At 75.5% G+C, this 17193-nt stretch carries 8 protein-coding genes; 1 reads left to right on the forward strand and 7 read right to left on the reverse strand.

What is annotated here, in order from left to right; genetic code table 11:
* Nucleotides 1-24: 24 nt before the first annotated feature.
* From ACR807_RS35685 to ACR807_RS35715, 7 genes are all read right to left on the reverse strand, one after another.
* Nucleotides 25-1254 (reverse strand): MFS transporter, encoded by a 1230-nt coding sequence (locus tag ACR807_RS35685; RefSeq protein ID WP_438925917.1) that lies wholly within the window; start codon nt 1252-1254, stop codon nt 25-27.
* The gene (locus ACR807_RS35690; RefSeq protein ID WP_438925918.1) at nt 1251-2174 is read right to left on the reverse strand and encodes an ornithine carbamoyltransferase; all 924 of its coding nucleotides are present in this window, start codon (nt 2172-2174) and stop codon (nt 1251-1253) included. Before ACR807_RS35690 ends, ACR807_RS35685 begins: the two co-directional genes overlap by 4 nt.
* 33 nt (nt 2175-2207) lie before the next feature.
* Nucleotides 2208-2969, reverse strand: a complete 762-nt coding sequence (locus ACR807_RS35695; RefSeq protein WP_438925919.1) for a thioesterase II family protein — start codon at nt 2967-2969, stop codon at nt 2208-2210.
* Between the two features lie 3 nt (nt 2970-2972).
* The gene (locus tag ACR807_RS35700; protein WP_438925920.1) at nt 2973-3941 is read right to left on the reverse strand and encodes a TauD/TfdA family dioxygenase; all 969 of its coding nucleotides are present in this window, start codon (nt 3939-3941) and stop codon (nt 2973-2975) included.
* Nucleotides 3942-3957: 16 nt separating this feature from the next.
* Nucleotides 3958-4914, reverse strand: coding sequence for a TauD/TfdA family dioxygenase (locus ACR807_RS35705; protein ID WP_438925921.1), 957 nt, complete (start codon nt 4912-4914; stop codon nt 3958-3960).
* Nucleotides 4915-5009: 95 nt separating this feature from the next.
* A complete protein-coding gene (locus ACR807_RS35710; protein ID WP_438925922.1) occupies nt 5010-9944 on the reverse strand; it encodes a non-ribosomal peptide synthetase in 4935 nt (1644 codons plus the stop codon).
* Between the two features lie 91 nt (nt 9945-10035).
* Nucleotides 10036-15966, reverse strand: coding sequence for a non-ribosomal peptide synthetase (locus ACR807_RS35715; protein WP_438925923.1), 5931 nt, complete (start codon nt 15964-15966; stop codon nt 10036-10038).
* A gap of 209 nt (nt 15967-16175) precedes the next feature.
* Between ACR807_RS35715 and ACR807_RS35720 the strand changes: the two genes are divergently transcribed.
* Nucleotides 16176-17171: an asparaginase gene (locus tag ACR807_RS35720; protein WP_438925924.1), complete on the forward strand. Its 996-nt coding sequence runs from the start codon at nt 16176-16178 to the stop codon at nt 17169-17171.
* The last annotated feature ends 22 nt before the right edge of the window (nt 17172-17193 follow it).

The raw sequence follows: 17193 nt of genomic DNA on the forward strand, positions 1-17193 counted from the left end.
GGGACCTGCGGGCGCCGGGTTCGGTCAGCGGGCGTCGGACTTGCGGATGGTGGGGCTGAGCACCGCGCCGACGAGGAGCACGACCAGGCCGGCGGTGACGCACAGCAGGGTCGCGGTGGTGGTGAGGGAGCTGAGCAGCAGGCCCGCCACGAGCGCGCCGGCGGAGTTCGCGCCCCAGGAGGTCAGCATGACGGCGCTCATGGCGCGGCCCTGCATCTCGTCGGGCACCACCCGGGCCATGTAGGCGCCGGCGCCGACGTTGAGCACCGCCCCGGTGAACGACATCAGGGCGAACGGCGCGAACAGCAGCGGCAGGGCGGTGGCGAACGCCATCACCGGCACCAGCACGGCGCGCGCGGCCAGGTCGAGCAGCAGGACGCCGCCGAGCGACAGCCTGCGCAGCAGCACCCCGCCGAACAGCGCCCCGCACACGCCGCCGACCCCGCCGACCAGGCCGATCAGGCCCGCCAGCGCGGCCGAGCCGCCGGTCTGCTTGATCACCACGAGCGGGACCAGGTTGACGACCTGCGCGAAGAAGTTCGTCGCCGCCACCATGACGGTGGCGACCCGCAGGAACTTCTGCCCCCACAGCCAGCGCAGGCCCTCGCCGATGTCGCGGCGCAGCTCCAGCGGCCGTTGCACCCGCTCGGTCTGCAACGGCCTGCGCACGAACAGCAGGGCGACCAGCGCCACCAGGTGCCCGAGCGCGACGGCCGCGAACGGCAGCCAGGACAGCAGGGCGAACAGGGAGCTGCCCGCGGGCTGGCCGAGCAGGGACGCGACCCGGCCGCGCGCCTCGTTGCGGGACACCGCCGCGGGCAGGTGCGCGGGCTCGACCACGTTGCGCACGGCGGCCCGCTGGGCGAGCAGGTAGAAGATCAGGCAGGCGCCCTCGACGAAGTTGACCACCAGCAGGTGCGGCAGCCACACGACGCCGGACAGCACGGCGACGGCGACGCTGAGCATGGCCAGCGCCGCCAGCGCGTCGCAGCCGATCATCAGCTTGCGGCGGTCCCAGCGGTCCACCAGGACGCCGGCGGGCAGCTGGAGCAGCAGGGCGGGCAGCAGGCCCGCGAACGCCACCAGGCCCGCGCCCAGCGCCGAGTCGCCGTGCCAGACGAGCAGCAGCGGGAACGCGATCACGCTGATCTTCGCGCCCATCTGCGAGAACCCGGCCCCGGTCCACAGCAGCAGGAAGTCGCGGTTGCGCCGCAGCGGCGGGGCGCTGTCCGCCGCGATCGGCTCGGCGGTCATGTCCCGCACCACTCCAGGACGGCCATCGCGGCGCGCATCTTGTTCGCCGCCTGCTCGAACGCGATGCTGGCGGGCCCGTCGAGGACCTCGGCGGTGACCTCCTCGCCGCGGTGCGCGGGCAGGTCGTGCATGAACACCGCGTCCGGGTTGGCGTCCCACAGCGCCGCGTTGACCTGGAACGGCGCGAACACCGCCCGCCAGTCCGGGTCCGGCTTGGTGGTGCCGGTGGTCTGCCAGCGGGTCGTGTAGACGACGTCCACCCCGGAGGGCGGCGTGGACATGTCGTGCGACTCGGAGATCTTCGCCCCGGTGCGCCCGGCCGCCTCGTGCGCGCGGGCCATCACGCCCGGGTCGACCGGGTAGCCCGGCGGCGTCCGGAAGTCGATCTCCATGCCGGGCACGCGGGCCACGGCCAGGGCGAGCGCGGTCGCGCTGTTGTTGCCCTCGCCGAGGTAGGTCACCCGGACGCCGGACAGCGTGCCGAAGTGGGACTTGATCGTGGCCAGGTCGGTCAGCGCCTGGGTCGGGTGCTCCAGCTCGCTCATCGCGTTGACCACGGACATGCCGGCCCACGACGCCCACCCGCGCAGCTCCTCGGTGGTGCCGCAGGTCCGGGCGACCAGGACGTCCAGCATGGAGGAGAGCACCCGGCCGGTGTCCTCGGTGGTCTCCCCCGTGTTGGTCTGGAGGTCGCCCGGCCCGAAGTTCACCACGCCCGCGCCCAGCCGCAGCGCGCCCGACCAGAACGACGTGCGGGTGCGCGTCGACGTCCGCCGGAAGTACAGGCCGACGACCTGGTCCGCCAGCGGACCGCCGGGCTCGACGGGACCGGCCGCGAACTCCGCGGCCCGGTCGACGATGTCGTGCAGTTCGGTGTCGGAGAGGTCCTCGATCGAGATCAGGTGCTTCGTCCGGGCCATCGTTCCTACCCTTCGGGCGGGGTCGTCCCGGCGTCAGCGGAGCCGGTCGGCGGCACCGGCCAGGAGGTCGAACAGCTCGCGGGGCGGGGTGTCCACGTAGTAGTGGTCACCGGGCACCACGTGCTCGTCGGCCGGGCCGATGGTGTGCTTCGTCCAGGGACGCATGTCGTCGATCGTGCAGCTGTGGTCGTCCGCCGCCGCGATCAGGGTGAACGGGCAGGTCAGCGGCGGCCCCGGGGTGTAGCGGTAGCGCTGCGACATCAGCAGGTCGCCGCGCAGCGGCGGCACCAGCAGGTCCCACAGGTCGGGGTCGGCCAGCGCCGCCCCGGCCCGGTTGCCCAGCCTGGCCAGGTAGCGGCGCAGGTCGTCGTCGCGGGTGAAGTCGTAACCGCTGGTGGTGCGCTCCGCGGGCGGTTTGCGGGCCGACACGACCAGTCCCGCGAGCGGCGTCGGGAACCTCGGCGACAGCCGCCGCGCCACCTCGAACGCGACGGTCGCGCCGAGGCTGTGCCCGAAGAACGCGACCGGCCGGTCGAACAGGCGCGGCACGACCGCCGCCACCCGGTCGGCCAGCTCCTCCAGCCGCTCGACGGGCGTCTCGTGGCTGCGGTCCTGGCGGCCGGGGTACTGCACGCCCACCACCTCGACCGACCCGGGCAGCCGCTCGGCCCAGCCGTGGAAGGTGCTCGTGCCGCCGCCCGCGTGCGGGAAGCACACCAGGCGCAGCCCGGCCCGGGGTCGGGACCGGTAGACGCGCAGCCAGCCGGTCGGGCCGGCGGTCGTGGGTCGGCCCACGGCTCACCCCCCGTCGACCAGGTAGTCGGACACGTGCGCCTCGCCCATGGCGACCGCGATCTTGCGCGGGCCGGTGAACGGCTCGCGGCCGTGCGCGGCCAGCATGTTGTCCACCAGCAGCACGTCCTTGTGCCGCCAGTCGAACCGGCGGGACTCGGCGCGGTAGGCGGCCCGCAGGTGGGCGACGACCTCGTTCGGGATCGGGGCGCCGTCGCCGTAGTACGTGTTGGTCGGCAGGCCCTCCTCGCCGAACATGCCCAGCAGGCCCTCCTGGAGGTCCTCGTCCAGCGACGAGTGGTGGAAGAACGTGATGTGGTTGAACCACACGTCCTCGCCGGTGGCGGGGTGGACGTAGGTCGCCCTGCGCAGCGCCCTGGTGCGCAGGTGGTCGTCGCCGACCCACTCGGCGACCATGCCGCGGCCGGCGCAGTAGCGCTCCACCTCGGCGCGGTCGGTGGTGCCGAACACCTCCGGCCAGGACACCCCGAAGTGGGGCCGGTAGTTGCGCACGACCATCCAGCCGCGCCGCTCGAACTCCTCCCGCACGGCGGGGTCGATGGCCCGGTGCACGCGGCGCACGTCGGCCAGCGGGGTCGCGCCCAGCGTCTCCGGCTCGCGGTCGCAGTAGAAGTAGACGACCCGCGGCCACACCGCCTGGTAGGAGTTCTCGTTGTGCAGGAAGATCTCCTCGTCCGGCGGGTAGTCGGTCGAGGTGTAGACGTTGCCCTTGATCGCGTGCCGGGGCGAGGAGCGCTCGTTGTAGGTCAGCGGCTCGCCGGAGAACGCCCGCACGACCGCCTCGAACGCGGTCACGTCGTCCACCGGGTAGCCGCGGAACAGCAGCGCGCCGTGCGTGGTGAGCAGCTTCCGCCAGCGGTCCTGCTCGGCCGCGACCACCTCGTGCAGGGGTCGTGCGTCGTCGGCCCGCTGCACGTGCGGCAGCGTCTGCGGTTGGGACAGGGTGTCGGTCATCCGTTGGTACCTCCGCTCATCCGGACATGGCCACGAGCACCCGGCGGGGGCCGGTGAACGGTCGCCTGCCGTGCCCGACGAGCACGTTGTCGATCAGCATCAGGTCGCCCGCGGACCAGTCGTTGTCGACCGCCTCCGCCAGGCCGCGGTCGCGCACCTGCACGACGTGCTCGGCGGGGATGGGCGTGCCGTCGGCGAAGACGACCGACTGCGGCATGTCCTCCTCGGCCATGATCTCGGCCAGCGCCTTGGCGGTCTCGTCGCCGAGCCCGGCGGCGTGCCACTGGTCGGACTGGTTGAACCAGACCTCGGCGCCGGTGCGCGGGTCGACGAGCGTGGCCGGGCCGTGCTGCTCGATGCGCAGCGAGCCGTCGGCCCGCCACTCGAACTCGGCCGAGGTCTCCTTGAGGAACACCTCGACGTCGGCCTTGTTGGTGGTCTCGAACGTCTCCTGCCAGCTCTTGCCGAAGCCGTGGCCGTCGTGCAGGTTCTGCCGGTAGCGCACGCCGCCGCGGTAGGCGGCGCGGACCTCCTCGTCGAGGGCGGCCAGCCACCGGGTGCCGTCGACCACCGGGGTCGCGCCGCCGCCCCCGGGCGCCTGCTGGCAGTAGAACAGCAGGCGGCTCGGGTAGCGCGCGGCGTAGGACAGCTCGTTGTGCATGGAGATGGTGTACTCGGGCGGGTACTCGGTCGACGTGTAGACGTTCGCGCCGATGTCGCCCACCTTGGTGCGCGGCGAGTTGCCGTGCTTGTACGCCCAGCGCTCCGGCAGCAGGTGGTCGATGACGGCGTCGAACTCCTCCGGCCGCACCGCGAAACCGCGCCACACCAGCGCCTTCGCCCGGGTCAGCTCGGCGCCCAGGTCGTCGACCGACGCCAGGTGCTCCAGCAGCCCTGCGGTGGTGGGCGCGACATCCGCGTCCGCCGGCCGGATCACCCTCGGCGACCAGCGCTGCTCGGCTGACTCCGCCACGGGGACCACCCCTCTTTCCGTCTCGTCCCGCCACGCCCGGCGCGCCTGCGGCTCTGGCACTGTCGTCCGTCGGGCAATACGGCGGCTATATGGGCTCAGACCTCGGGCGAGGTCCGGGCGATCAGCTCCTCTTCGGACATCTGCTCGACCTCGGCGAGGATCGCGGCCTCGACGACGGCGGCCAGCTCGGCGACCGTCGGCCCCTCGAACACCGACCGGATCGGCAGGTCCACCTCGAACACCGACCGCAGGCCCGCGATGAGCCGGATGGCCAGGATCGAGTTGCCGCCCGACCGGAAGAAGTGCGAGTCCGCGCCGGCCGGCACGCCCAGGAGGTCGGTGAAGATCCCCGCGACCCGCTCCTCGACCGGGCCGCGCGGGGCGACGAGCTCGGTCGTCCGCGCCTCGTTGAACGCCGGCAGCGCCGCCTTGTCCACCTTGCCGTTGGCGTTGAGCGGCATCCGCTCCAGCACCGCGATCCCGTCCGGGACCATGTAGTCCGGCAGCCGGGCGGCGCAGTGCGCGGTCAGCGCGCCCGGCAGGTCCGCCACGTCCGGCGCGGCCACGCAGTAGGCGAGCAGCCGCACGTCGCCCGACGGGCCCTTGGCGGTGACCACGACGGCGTCCTTGACGTCCGGGTGGTCGGCCAGCACCGCGGTGACCTCGCCCAGCTCCACCCGGTAGCCGCGGATCTTGACCTGGTCGTCCGCGCGGCCGACGAAGTCCACGTCGCCCTCGGGCAGGACGCGCACCAGGTCGCCGGTCCGGTACAGGCGCGACCCGGGCGGGCCGAACGGCGAGGGCACGAACCGGTCGGCGGTCAGCGCCGGGCGGTCCAGGTAGCCGCGGGCCAGGCCCGCTCCCCCGACGTACAGCTCGCCCACCACGCCGGTCGGCAGGGGCCGCAGCGCGTCGTCGAGGACGTGCATCTCGATGCCGGGCAGCGCCTGGCCGATCGGCACCGAGTCGCCCACGGCGGGTTCGTCCACCGGGAAGACGCAGGTGCCCACCGACGACTCGGTCGGGCCGTACTCGTTGATCAGGTGCCCCGGGCCGAGCGCCCGCAGCCACCGGTCGGCCAGCGCGGGGGGCAGCGGCTCGCCCGCCACCACGACGACCTCGGCCAGGTCGGCCAGCCACTGCTCGGAGAGCTGGTCGGTCAGGATCTGGAGGTGGCCCGGGGTGAGCTTGAGGAAGCTCAGCGGCGCCACGTCGGTCAGCAGCCTGCCCAGGTCGGCCAGGTCCAGGTCGGACGGCAGCAGGTGCACCGGCTGGCCCGCCATCAGCGGCGCCCACAGGTTCGGCACCACCAGGTCGAACGCGACCGAGGAGAACACCGCGCCGCCGCGCCGGCCGCGCATGGCCAGCTCGTTGGTGGCCCACCGCAGGTGGTTGGCCAGGCCGCCGTGGGTGATCTGCACGCCCTTCGGCCTGCCGGTCGAGCCGGAGGTGTAGATGACGTAGGCCAGCAGGTCCGGGTCGTCGACCCGCTCGGGCGCGTCGGCCGGCTCCGCCGCGACCAGGGCCGCGTCGGTGTCCAGGTAGACCACGTGGCCCGAGGCGTGGGTGCTCACCCGGTCGGCGTGCGCGGAGGCGGTCAGCACCACGGGCACGTCGGCGTCGGTCAGCATGAACCCGATCCGCTCCTGCGGCAGGTTCGGGTCGAGCGGCAGGTAGGCCGCGCCTGCCTTCCACACGCCCAGCAGGCTCGCCATCAGGTCCACGCCCCGGTCCAGGGCCACCGCGACGACGGACTCCGGGCCCGCGCCGCGCCGCCGCAGGTGGTGGGCGATCCGGTTGGCCCGCTCGTCGAGCTCGGCGAACGTCGCGGTGTCCGCGCCGGCGACCAGGGCCACCGCGTCGGGCGCCGCGCGGACCTGGCGCTCCACCAGGCGCGGGACCGAGCCGAACGACGCCGCGACCCGGTTCGCCGGTCGCCGCGCGGCGCGGCGCGGCCCGTCGAAGTCCATCTCGGCCAGGCGGGCGGCCGGGTCCGCCGCGGCGGAGGTGAGCAGCCGGACGAAGTGCTCGGCCATCCGCTCGACCGTGGCGCGTTCGAACAGCGCGGTGGCGTACTCGAAGCCGCCGACGTAGCGGCCGTCCGGTTCCCGGCGCAGGTACAGCGTCAGGTCGGTGCGGGCCGTGCGGGACAGGTCGAGCAGGGTGCCCAGGTCCTCGGGGTCCGCCGCGGAGCCGGTCAGCCGCTCGTCGTGCAGGTCGAAGGCCACCTGGTACAGCGGCGTGCGGGAGAGGTCCCGCTCCGGCGCGAGGTCGGCGACCAGCAGCTCGAACGGCAGGCCCTGGTGCGCCAGGGCGTCCCGGCAGGTGTCGCGCACGCCGGCGAGGGCGTCGCGGAACGACGAGCGGCCGTCGAGCCGGCAGCGCAGGACGACGCTGTTGAGGAAGAAGCCCACCACGTCCTCGACCTCGGCCCGGTCGCGCCCGGACACCGGCGTGCCGATCACCACGTCCCACTGGCCGGTGTAGCGGGCCAGCAGGGTGCTGAAGCCGGACAGCAGGGTCATGAACGACGTGGCGCCGACCTCGCGGCCCAGCTCGTCGAGCGCCTCGGCGACCAGGGCGGAGACGGTGAAGGGCACCATGGCGCCCCGGCCGTCGCGGACCTCGGGGCGGGCCTTGTCGGTGTGCAGCACGAGGGGCGCCGCGCCGTCGAGCACGGTCCGCCAGTGCCGCAGCTCCTCCTCGACCGCCGGGCCCTCCGCCCGCTCCCGCTGCCACACCGCGTAGTCCGCGTACTGCACGGGCAGCTCGGGCAGGCGGGGCGCGCGGCCGTCCCGGGCGGCGGCGAGCAGTTCGGCGAAGTCGCGCTCCAGGACCGAGGAGGACCAGCCGTCGCAGACGATGTGGTGCATCAGCACGACCAGCACCCGGTCGTGCCCGGCGTCGCCGGCCGCGGTGAGCACCGAGCGCACCAGCGGGCCCCGTTCGACGTCGATGCCCCGGTCCAGCTCGCCGTCGAGCACGGTGGCGAGTTCGTCGGACGCGGCGAGGACGCGCAGGTCGGCGGGCGCGGGCGGGTCGACGACCTGGACGGGCTCGCCGCGCTCGGTGGCGAACCGGGTGCGCAGCGACTCGTGCCGGGCGGTCAGCCCGTCCAGCGCGGCGCGGACCAGGTCGTCGGGCGTGTCGCCGGGCACCCGCAGGAACAGCGGCGAGACCCACTCGCGGGCGCGGGGCTGCATCCGGTCGAGCAGCCACAGCCGGCGCTGGCCCGTGGAGACCGGCAGCGGGCCGGTGCGCGGGACGCGGCGCAGCGCGTCGGCGTCGACCTCCTCGGCCGGGGTCACCAGCGCCGCCTGCTCGGCGAGCGTGGTGGCCGACAGCAGCCGGGGCAGGTCGACGGCCGTGCCGGTGGCCTTGCGCAGCCGGTTGGCCAGCCGGGTGAACTGGAGCGAGGAGCCGCCGAGCCGGAAGAAGTCGTCGTGCACGCCGACCTCGGCCACGCCCAGCAGCTCGCACCAGACCCGTTCGACCAGCCGCTCGGCGGCGGTGCGCGGCGCGACCTTCTCCCCGGCCGTCGCCGCGGGCTCGGGCAGCGCCGACCGGTCGACCTTGCCGCTGGGCAGCAGCGGGAGCCGGTCGAGCGCGACGAACGCCGACGGCACGTGGGTGGCGGGCAGGCGGTCGACCAGGTAGCCGCGCAGGTCGCCGACGTCGGCCTGGCCGGTGGCCTCGTGGTAGGCGACCAGGCGGGTGCCGCCGTCCGGCGTGGCGAACGGCACGACGGCCACCGCGCGCACGCCGGGGTGGCCGGCCAGCGCCGCCTCGACCTCGCCCGGTTCGATGCGCACGCCGTTGACCTTGACCTGCTGGTCGACGCGCCCGCGGTACTCCAGGTAGCCGTCCTCGCGCCACCGCGCCAGGTCGCCGGTGCGGTACAGCCGCGCGCCCGCCGGGCCGTGCGGGTCGGGCACGAACACCTCGGCCGTGCGGCCGGGCAGGCCCAGGTAGCCGCGGGCGACGCCGACGCCGCCCGCGTACAGCTCGCCGGTCACGCCGATGTCGACCGGCTCGACCCGCTCGTCGGCGATCAGCACGCGCATCCCGGGGATCGGGCGGCCGATCGGCACCGGGCCGGACCGCTGCTCGGGGTCGAAGCGGAACGCGGTGACGTCGATGGAGCACTCGGTCGGCCCGTAGGTGTTCCACACCTCCACCCGCTCGGGTGCCGGGAGCAGCCCGAGGAAGCGCTGCACCAGCTCGGCGTGCAGCGCCTCGCCCGCGCAGGTGAGCAGCCGCAGGGCGCGGGCGCCGGACCAGGCGTCCTCGGCGACCAGGGCGCGCAGCACCGACGGCACCACCTGGAGCACGGTGACGTCGTGCCGGACCACCGCGGCCACCAGCGCCGCCGGGTCGCGCTCGGCGCCGTGCGGGGCGAGCACCACGGTGCCGCCGCAGGTCAGCGGGGCGAAGATCTCCCAGCCGGCGGCGTCGAAGGTGAGCGCGGTCTTCTGGAGCACCCGGTCGGCCGCGGTCAGCCGCTGGCCGCGCACGGCCCAGTCGACCCGGTTGGCGATGCCCGCGTGCGTGACGACGACGCCCTTCGGCGTGCCGGTGGAGCCCGAGGTGTGCACGACGTAGGCCGCGCCCTCGCCGCCGGAGTCGACGGCCGGGGCGCCCGAGGGCTCGGGCAGGTCGTGCGGCGAGAGCACGACCAGGTCCGGGACGCCCGGCGGGGCGGTGCCCGGCGCGGCCAGCAGCTGCCGGACGCCGGCGTTGCGCAGCACCAGGGCGTTGCGCTGCCCGGGGTGGTCGGGGTCGAGCGGCAGGTACGCGCCGCCGGCCTTCCACACCGCGAGCAGCCCGGCCACCAGGTCGACGCCGCGCGGCAGGCACACGCCCACCACCGACTCGGGCCCGACGCCGCCGGCGCGCAGCGCGGCGGCCAGGCGTTCGGCGCGGTCCTCCAGCTCCGCGTAGCTGTACGAGCGGGTGTCGTCGACCACGGCGACCGCGTCGGGCGTGGCCGCGGCCTGTCGCGTGACGAGCAGGTGGATGTCGTGGGACATCGGTGATCCTCCAAGCAGACTCGGCTCGGCACGTGCGCGTCGGACGTGCGGGGCACCCGGCGTACCGGTGGTTCGGGTGGTCACGGGCGGCTCAGGCGTAGCCGCCCCATTCGGCCAGCAGCCGCTGCCGGTCGCCGACCTCGGCCGCGTACAGCTCCCGGACCGGGCGGTCGGGGTCGGTCGCGAAGCGGTCGAGCACGGTGGTGAAGCGGTCGAACAGGGCGCCCGCCGCGGCGTCGTCGAACACGTCGGGCCGGTGCCCCAGCCACAGCTCCAGCCGGTCGCCCGGGATGGCGACCATGCGCAGCGGGTAGTGCGTCTCGTCCTCCAGCCCGTAGGAGCCGGCCCGGAGGTCGCCGAGGGAGTCCGGCCACACCGAGGGGTCGAGCGGGTAGTTGACGACCATCGTGGTGGTGTCGAACAGGCTCTTGCCGCCGCCGAACCCGGCCTGGCGCTGGATCTCGGCCAGGGACAGGTGGTGGTGCGGCAGCAGCGCGGCCTGCTCGTCCTGGGTCCGCCGCGCCAGGGCGGCCAGCGTCTCGTCGCGGTCGACCCGCACCCGCACCGGCACCGTGTTGGTCAGCAGGCCGACCATGTCCCGCACGCCGGGCAGCTCCGGCGGCCGGCCGGAGACCGACGTGCCGAACAGGACGTCGTCGGCGTTGGTCAGCCGCGAGAGCACGTAGCCCCACGCGCACTGGACGACCGTGTTGAGGGTGACGCCGAGCGCGCGGCAGCGGTTGGTCAGCGCGTCCGACTCCGCCGCGCCCAGGGCGCGCCGGAGCTGCCGGTGCGGCTCGGGCGTGCCCGCCCGCTCCGCCGGGTGGACGTGGCACGGACCGGTGACGCCGGCCAGCGCCTCCGCCCACGCCGCGCGGGCGCCGGGCCGGTCCTGCCGCGCCAGCCACTCCAGGTAGGTGCGGTAGGGCGCGACGGGCGGCAGGGCGGCGTCGAGGTCGCCGTAGAACGCGAACAGCTCTTTGAGCACGATGCCGGTGGACCAGCCGTCCCACAGGATGTGGTGCGTGGTCAGCGCGAGCCGGTGCCGGCGCGGGCCGAGGCGGAGCAGCAGCAGGCGCAGCGCGGGCGGCGCGGCCAGGTCGAACCGCCGGACCCGCTCGTCGGCCGCCAGCTCGGCGGCGCGGGCCTCCTGGTCGGGGACGCCGGTCAGGTCGTGCTCGGTCCACGGGACCGCGACCTCGGCGGGCACGACCTGCACGGCGGTGCCGTCCTCGTCGTCGTGGACGAACGCGGCGCGGATGTTGTCGTGCCGGGCCAGGGTGGCCGCCGCCGCCGCGCGCAGGCGGTCCGGGTCGAGGTCGCCGTCGACGTCGACGCGCACCTGGGAGGCGTAGACGTCCAGGCCGCCCTCGGTGAGCAGGTTGTGGAACAGGAACGCCTCCTGCATCGGCGCGAGCGGCAGCACGTCCACCGCGCCGGGGTGGGCGGCGCAGAGCCGGTCCAGCCGTTCCTGGGTCACGCCCGCCAGCGGCACGTCGGAGGCCAGCAGCGCGGCCGTGCCGGCGGTGGCGGCGTGCGCCACCAGGCCGGCCGTCGCCGCCGACCACAGCCCGAGCAGGTCGGTCACCGCGTCCTCGTCGAGCAGGCGCGCGGGCCAGGTGAGCATGAGCGTGGTGCGCGGCCCGTCCGCGGTGTCGTGGGTGATCGCGTCGGCGCCCAGCACGTTGGGCATCGGCATCCGGGGGTCGGCGCCGCCGGCGAAGCTGTCCTCCGCCCCGGTGGTGCCCCAGTCGTCCGCCCCGGCCGACCGGAACCGGCCCAGGTAGTTGAAGCACAGCCTCGGGGTGGGCAGCGCGGCGAGGGTGTCGCGGGTCGCGGGGTCGAGGTGGCGCAGCACGCCGAAGCCGATGCCGTTGTCGCGCGGCGCGCCCAGCTGCTGCCGGACCCGCTGGAGCGCGGTACCCAGGGCCGGGCCGCCGGCGACCGCCTCGGACCACGGCACCTCGCCGGGGTCGACGCGGGCCGGGTGGATGCTGGTGAACCAGCCGACCGTGCGGTCGAGGACGACGCCGGGCGCGATCTCCTCGCGGCCGTGGCCCTCCAGCTCCACCAGCACCGCGCCGGCCCGGGGCGCGCCGAGCCGTTCGCGCCACCGGGCGTAGGCCAGGGACAGCGAGGTCAGCAGGGCGTCGCCGGCGGTCGCCCGGAAGCGGGCGGGCACGGTGTCCACGAGCGCGTCGCCGACGTCCGCGGGCAGGGTGAGCCGGACGGTCCGCGCGGTGGCGAAGGTGTCGACCCCGGGGTCGAGGTCGGCGGTGTAGGCCGGGTCCGGGGTGGCCAGCACGTCGGTCCAGTGGGGCAGTTCGTCGCGGTACGCCCCGGCCGCCGCGGTGGCGGCCAGCTGCCGCGCCCACGCGGCCATCGGGGTCGTCACGGCGGGCAGCGCGTCCGCGCGGCCGGCCGCCGCCGTGCCGAGGTCCTGGAGCAGGACCCGCCAGGAGACGCCGTCGACCACGAGGTGGTGCGCGACCAGCAGGAGGGTGCCGCGCACGGCGGGACCGGCGTCGAACCAGACCGCCCGGAGCACCGCGCCCGCCCCGGGCGAGAGGGCGCGCTGCGCCGCGGCGCGTTCGTCGGCCAGGGCGGCGCGCAGCCGGTCCCGGTCGAGGTCGGCGGCGTCGACCCGGCGCAGCCAGCCGTCCGGCGGTGGCGTGCCGGTGGGGCGCACCTCCAGCACCGGGTCGCCGTCGGCGTCGCGGCCGAGCACCGCGCGCAGCGCGTCGTGGTGGTCGACCAGCGCGCGCAGCGCCCGGTCGAGGTCGTCGAGCACCAGCCCGGCCGGGGTGTGCACGGTGACCGCCTGGTGGAAGCCGTCGATCGGGGCGTGCCCGGCGCGGGCCCAGTGCATGATCGGGGTCAGCGGCACCGGTCCGGTCACCTCGGCCGCGGGCGCGGTGCCGGCGCCCAGCGCGCGGGCGACCTCGGCCAGCCCGGCCGCCGTCGGGTGCGCGAACACCTCGCGGGCGGTCAGCTCCAGGCCGTGCTGCCGGGCCAGCGACACGAGCTGCAACGCGATGATGCTGTCGCCGCCGCGGTCGAAGAACGACTCGTCCGGGCCGATCTCGGCCACGCCCAGGACCTCGCGCAGCAGGTCCCGCACGACCTTCACCGGGCCGGCCTCGTCCGGGGCGGTGGGCGCGACGGCCACGCCCTCCGGGCTGGGCAGGCCGCGCCGGTCGAGCTTGCCGGCGGGGGTGAGCGGCAGCGCGTCCAGCAGCACGACCGCGTCCGGCACCATGTGGTTGGGCAGGAACCGCTGCGCGGCCCGGCGCACGGCGTCGGGTTCGAGCGCCGCGCCGGCGGCCGGCACCACGTAGGCCAGCAGCCGCATCCGGCCGTGCGGCCCCTTGTCGGCGACGACGGCGGCGGCGGCGACGTCCTCCAGGCCGGCGAGCACGGTCTCCACCTCGCCCGGCTCGATGCGGGCGCCGCGGATCTTGATCTGGTCGTCGGTGCGGCCGACGTACTCCAGGTTGCCGTCCGCGCGCCAGCGCACCAGGTCGCCCGTGCGGTACATGCGCGCGCCGGGCGGGCCGTAGGGGCAGGGCAGGAACCGGTCCGCGGTCAGCGCGGCGCGGCCCAGGTAGCCGCGCGCCAGGCCGGCGCCGGCCACGTACAGCTCGCCCGCCGCGCCGGGGACGGTCGGCCGCAGCTCGGCGTCGAGCACGTAGACGCGCATGTTGCGCAGCGGCGTGCCGATGTCGGGTCGGCTCTCGCCGGTGAGCGGCGCGCTGCCGGTCGTGCCCACGCCCGCCTCGGTCGGGCCGTACATGTTGAGCATCCGGCGGCCGGGGCCCCAGCGCCGGCACAGCCGCTGGTCCACGTCCTCGCCGCCGGTGAGCAGCGTCTCCAGGTCGGGCAGGTCCACGGCGGGCACGTTGGCCAGCACGGCCGGGGGCAGCGCGAGGTGCGTGATCCGGTGGTCCCGCAGCAGCTCCACGAGCCGGTCGAACGGCAGCTCGGCGGCGGGCGGCGCGAGCACGAGCCGCCCGCCCGCGACGAGCGCGGGCCAGATGTCGGCCACCGACGCGTCGACGCCGGGCGAGACGAGCTGGAGCACGCGGGTGTTCTCGTGCATCCCGTACCGGGGGATGTTGTCGAACACCATGTTGCACAGCGCGGACCGGGGTTCGACCACGCCCTTGGGGGTGCCGGTCGAGCCGGAGGTGTAGATGACGTAGGCGGGGTTCGCCGGGTCGACCGGCCGGCGCGGTGCGGCCCGGCCGACGGTCGGCCGGGTGTCCTCGGCGAGCAGCACCTCCACGGAGGTGGGCGGCAGGGTGGGCTCGGTCGCGGCGTCGCTGACCACGCAGCGGGCGCCGGCGTCGGTGAGCAGGTGGGCGATGCGCTCGGGCGGGTTCGCCAGGTCGATCGGCAGGAACGCGGCGCCGGCCTTGAGCACGGCCAGCATGGACACGACCAGGTCGGGCGTGCGCGGCAGCAGGAGTGCCACCACGTCCTCCGGCCCGACGTCGCGCGCGGCCAGCCGGTCGGCGAGCCACTCGGCCCGCTCGTCCAGCTCGCGGTAGGTCAGCTCGGTCGAGCCGTGCACGACGGCCACGGCGTCGGGCGCGCGGCGCGCGCGCCGCTCGACCAGCTCGGCGATGTCGCCGTCCGGCACGGGCCGGCCGGTGTCGTTGCGGCGCACCAGCAGCTCGTGGCGCTCGGCGTGGGACAGCAGGTCGAACGACTCCACCGGGCGGTCCGGTGCGGCGGTGACGTCCAGGGCGAAGGCGGTGAACCGGTCGGCGTGCTCCTCGACCCCGCGCCGGCCGTGCAGCCGGGGCTCGGCCTCGAAGACCAGCGACACCGGGCCGCCGTCCTGCCCGTGGACGTTGACCGACAGGTCGATCGGCGGGCCGGCGGCCAGGTTGCGGGCCCGCGCGGTGGTGCCGGCGAAGGAGAACTCGTCGTCGAACGGCGTGAAGTTGACCAACGGGCCGAGGAAGCCGTTGTCGCCGCCGGCCACGCCCAGGGCGCGGACCGCCTCGTCGTGCCGGAGGCGCTCGTGCGGCAGGCCCCGGGACAGCTCGGCGGACAGCAGCCGGACGACGTCGGTCAGCGTGGCCGTGGGTGCCACGTCGACCCGCAGCGGCACCATCGACGCCGCCATGCCGGCCACCTGGCGGACCGCGACGCCGCGCCGGCCGCTGGTCGGCAGGCCGAGCACGACGTCCCGCCGGCCGGTCAGCCGCCGCAGGTAGGCCGCGACGGCGGCGAGCAGCACGACCTGCCAGGTGGCGCCGGTCCGCTCGGCGACCTCGCGCATCCGGGCGAGCGCCGCGTCGTCGAACGCGCGGGTCGTGCGCCAGGCGACGGGGTCGGGGTCCGGGTCGGGCGCGCCGATCGGGGGCACCCGCATGGACTCGGGGAGGTCGGCGAACCGGTTCGTCCAGAACTCCAGGTCGGCCTGGTGCGCGGGCGACTCGCGGTAGCGCAGGTCGGCGTCGAGCAGCGCGGTCAGCGACCGCAGCGGCGGCTGCGCGGGGGCCGAGCCGGTCACGAGCGCGGTGTAGCGGTCGGCCAGGGTGCGGTGCAGCAGCCGCATCGAGTACGCGTCGGTGACGATGTGGTGCACCCGGCAGTAGAACCGGGCGCGCTGCCCGCCCAGGAGGATCAGCGCCGCCGCGGAGACCGGGCCGGCGGCGAGGTCGACGGGCGTGGCGCGCTCGGCGGCCGTCCACTCGTCGGCGGCGCGTCCCGGGTCCGGCTCGCCGGACAGGTCGAGCACCGGCAGCTCCACCGGCTCGTCCGCCGGCTCGGCCGCGGCCACGACCTGCACCAGGCCGTCCTCGTCCACGACCCGCTCGACCCGGAGCGCGTCGGCCTCGGCGCGCACCTGCCGCCACGCGGCCGTGAACGCGCCCACGTCCAGCGGCCCGTCGAATTCGAGCACCTCGGCGCAATTGAAGACCTGGCCGGTGGCGTCCAATTGGTGCGCGAACCAGACGCCTTTCTGGGCCGCGGAGAGCGGCAGCCGGCGCGCGCCCGGGTCACCCACGGGACGCCGCCCCGTCGAGGCCCACCCAGCTCAGGGGCACCGTCGAACTCGCAGCACTCGGACGTCCGCATGGGCTCGTGACCATGCGCCCCACGGTGCCGATCCCGGCTACAACTCCCCTATACCCAGGGGATATTGGGCCGCTGTAGGCCGACGGCGACAATCGGGTACCTGTGAATGAAAAAACAATTCGGGGGAAGCGGGCGTCGGTGGTGGTCATCGGCGCCGGCGGCACGATCGCGGGTGTCGCGGCGCGCCGGTCGGACAGCCAGACCTACCGCGGCGGGGCCCTCAAGACGGCCGAGCTGCTCGACGAGCTGGCCGACGAGCTGGGCGAGGTCGCGGAGGCGGAGGCGGTCGACTTCCGGGGCGAGGACGGCGGGTGCCGCAACCTGCGCGACTTCCACGCGATGTCCACCCTGGTCGACACCCACCTCGCCGGTGACGGCGCCGACGCCGTCGTGGTGCTGTGCGGCACGCGGCAGCTGGAGGAGCTGGCCTACTGGCTCGACCTCACCGTGCGCAGCCCCAAGCCCGTGGTCGTCACCGGGTCGTTCCGGCCGTGGAACGCCCTGGGCAGCGACGCGCCGGCGAACTTGCACAACGCCGTCACGCTGGCCGCGTCCGGCCGCACGACCGGGTTCGGCCCGGTGGTCCTGCTCAACGACCGCGTCCTGGCCGCCCGCGACGCGACCAAGACCGACACCCTGCGCGCGGACGCCTTCCGGGGCGGCGAGTGGGGTGCGCTCGGCGTGGTCGACGAGCGGCGCGTCCGCCTGCTCCGCGCGCCCGCCCGGGTGCTGCGGCACGGCGGTCCGGCGTGGGCCACGCCGTTCGACCTGACCCGGGTCGACCCGGACCGGTTGCCCCGCACCGAGATCGCCTACTCGTACTCCGACGCGGGCGGCGAGGCCATCGCCGCGTTCGCCCGGTCGGGGGTCGCCGGCGTGGTGATGGCGGGCGACCCGTCCGACCGCCAGGCCGGCGCGCTGCGCGAGGCGGTGGGCGCGGGCGTCGTGGTCGTCGCGGCCAACCGCAACACCGGCGGCGCGGTGTACGACCCGGGCGTGCCGGGGATCATCGCCGCCGAGGACCTCCGGCCGCAGAAGGCCCGGCTGCTGCTGACGCTCGGCCTCGCGGTGACCGACGACCGGGACCGGCTGCGCTCCCTGTTCGACGAGCACGGCGTGCCCGAGTTCGGCTGAGCGCGGACCGGGTCGTCGAACG

Origin of the sequence: Saccharothrix sabaoui, assembly GCF_051756985.1 — a bacterium.
Taxonomy (GTDB): Bacteria; Actinomycetota; Actinomycetes; order Mycobacteriales; family Pseudonocardiaceae; genus Actinosynnema.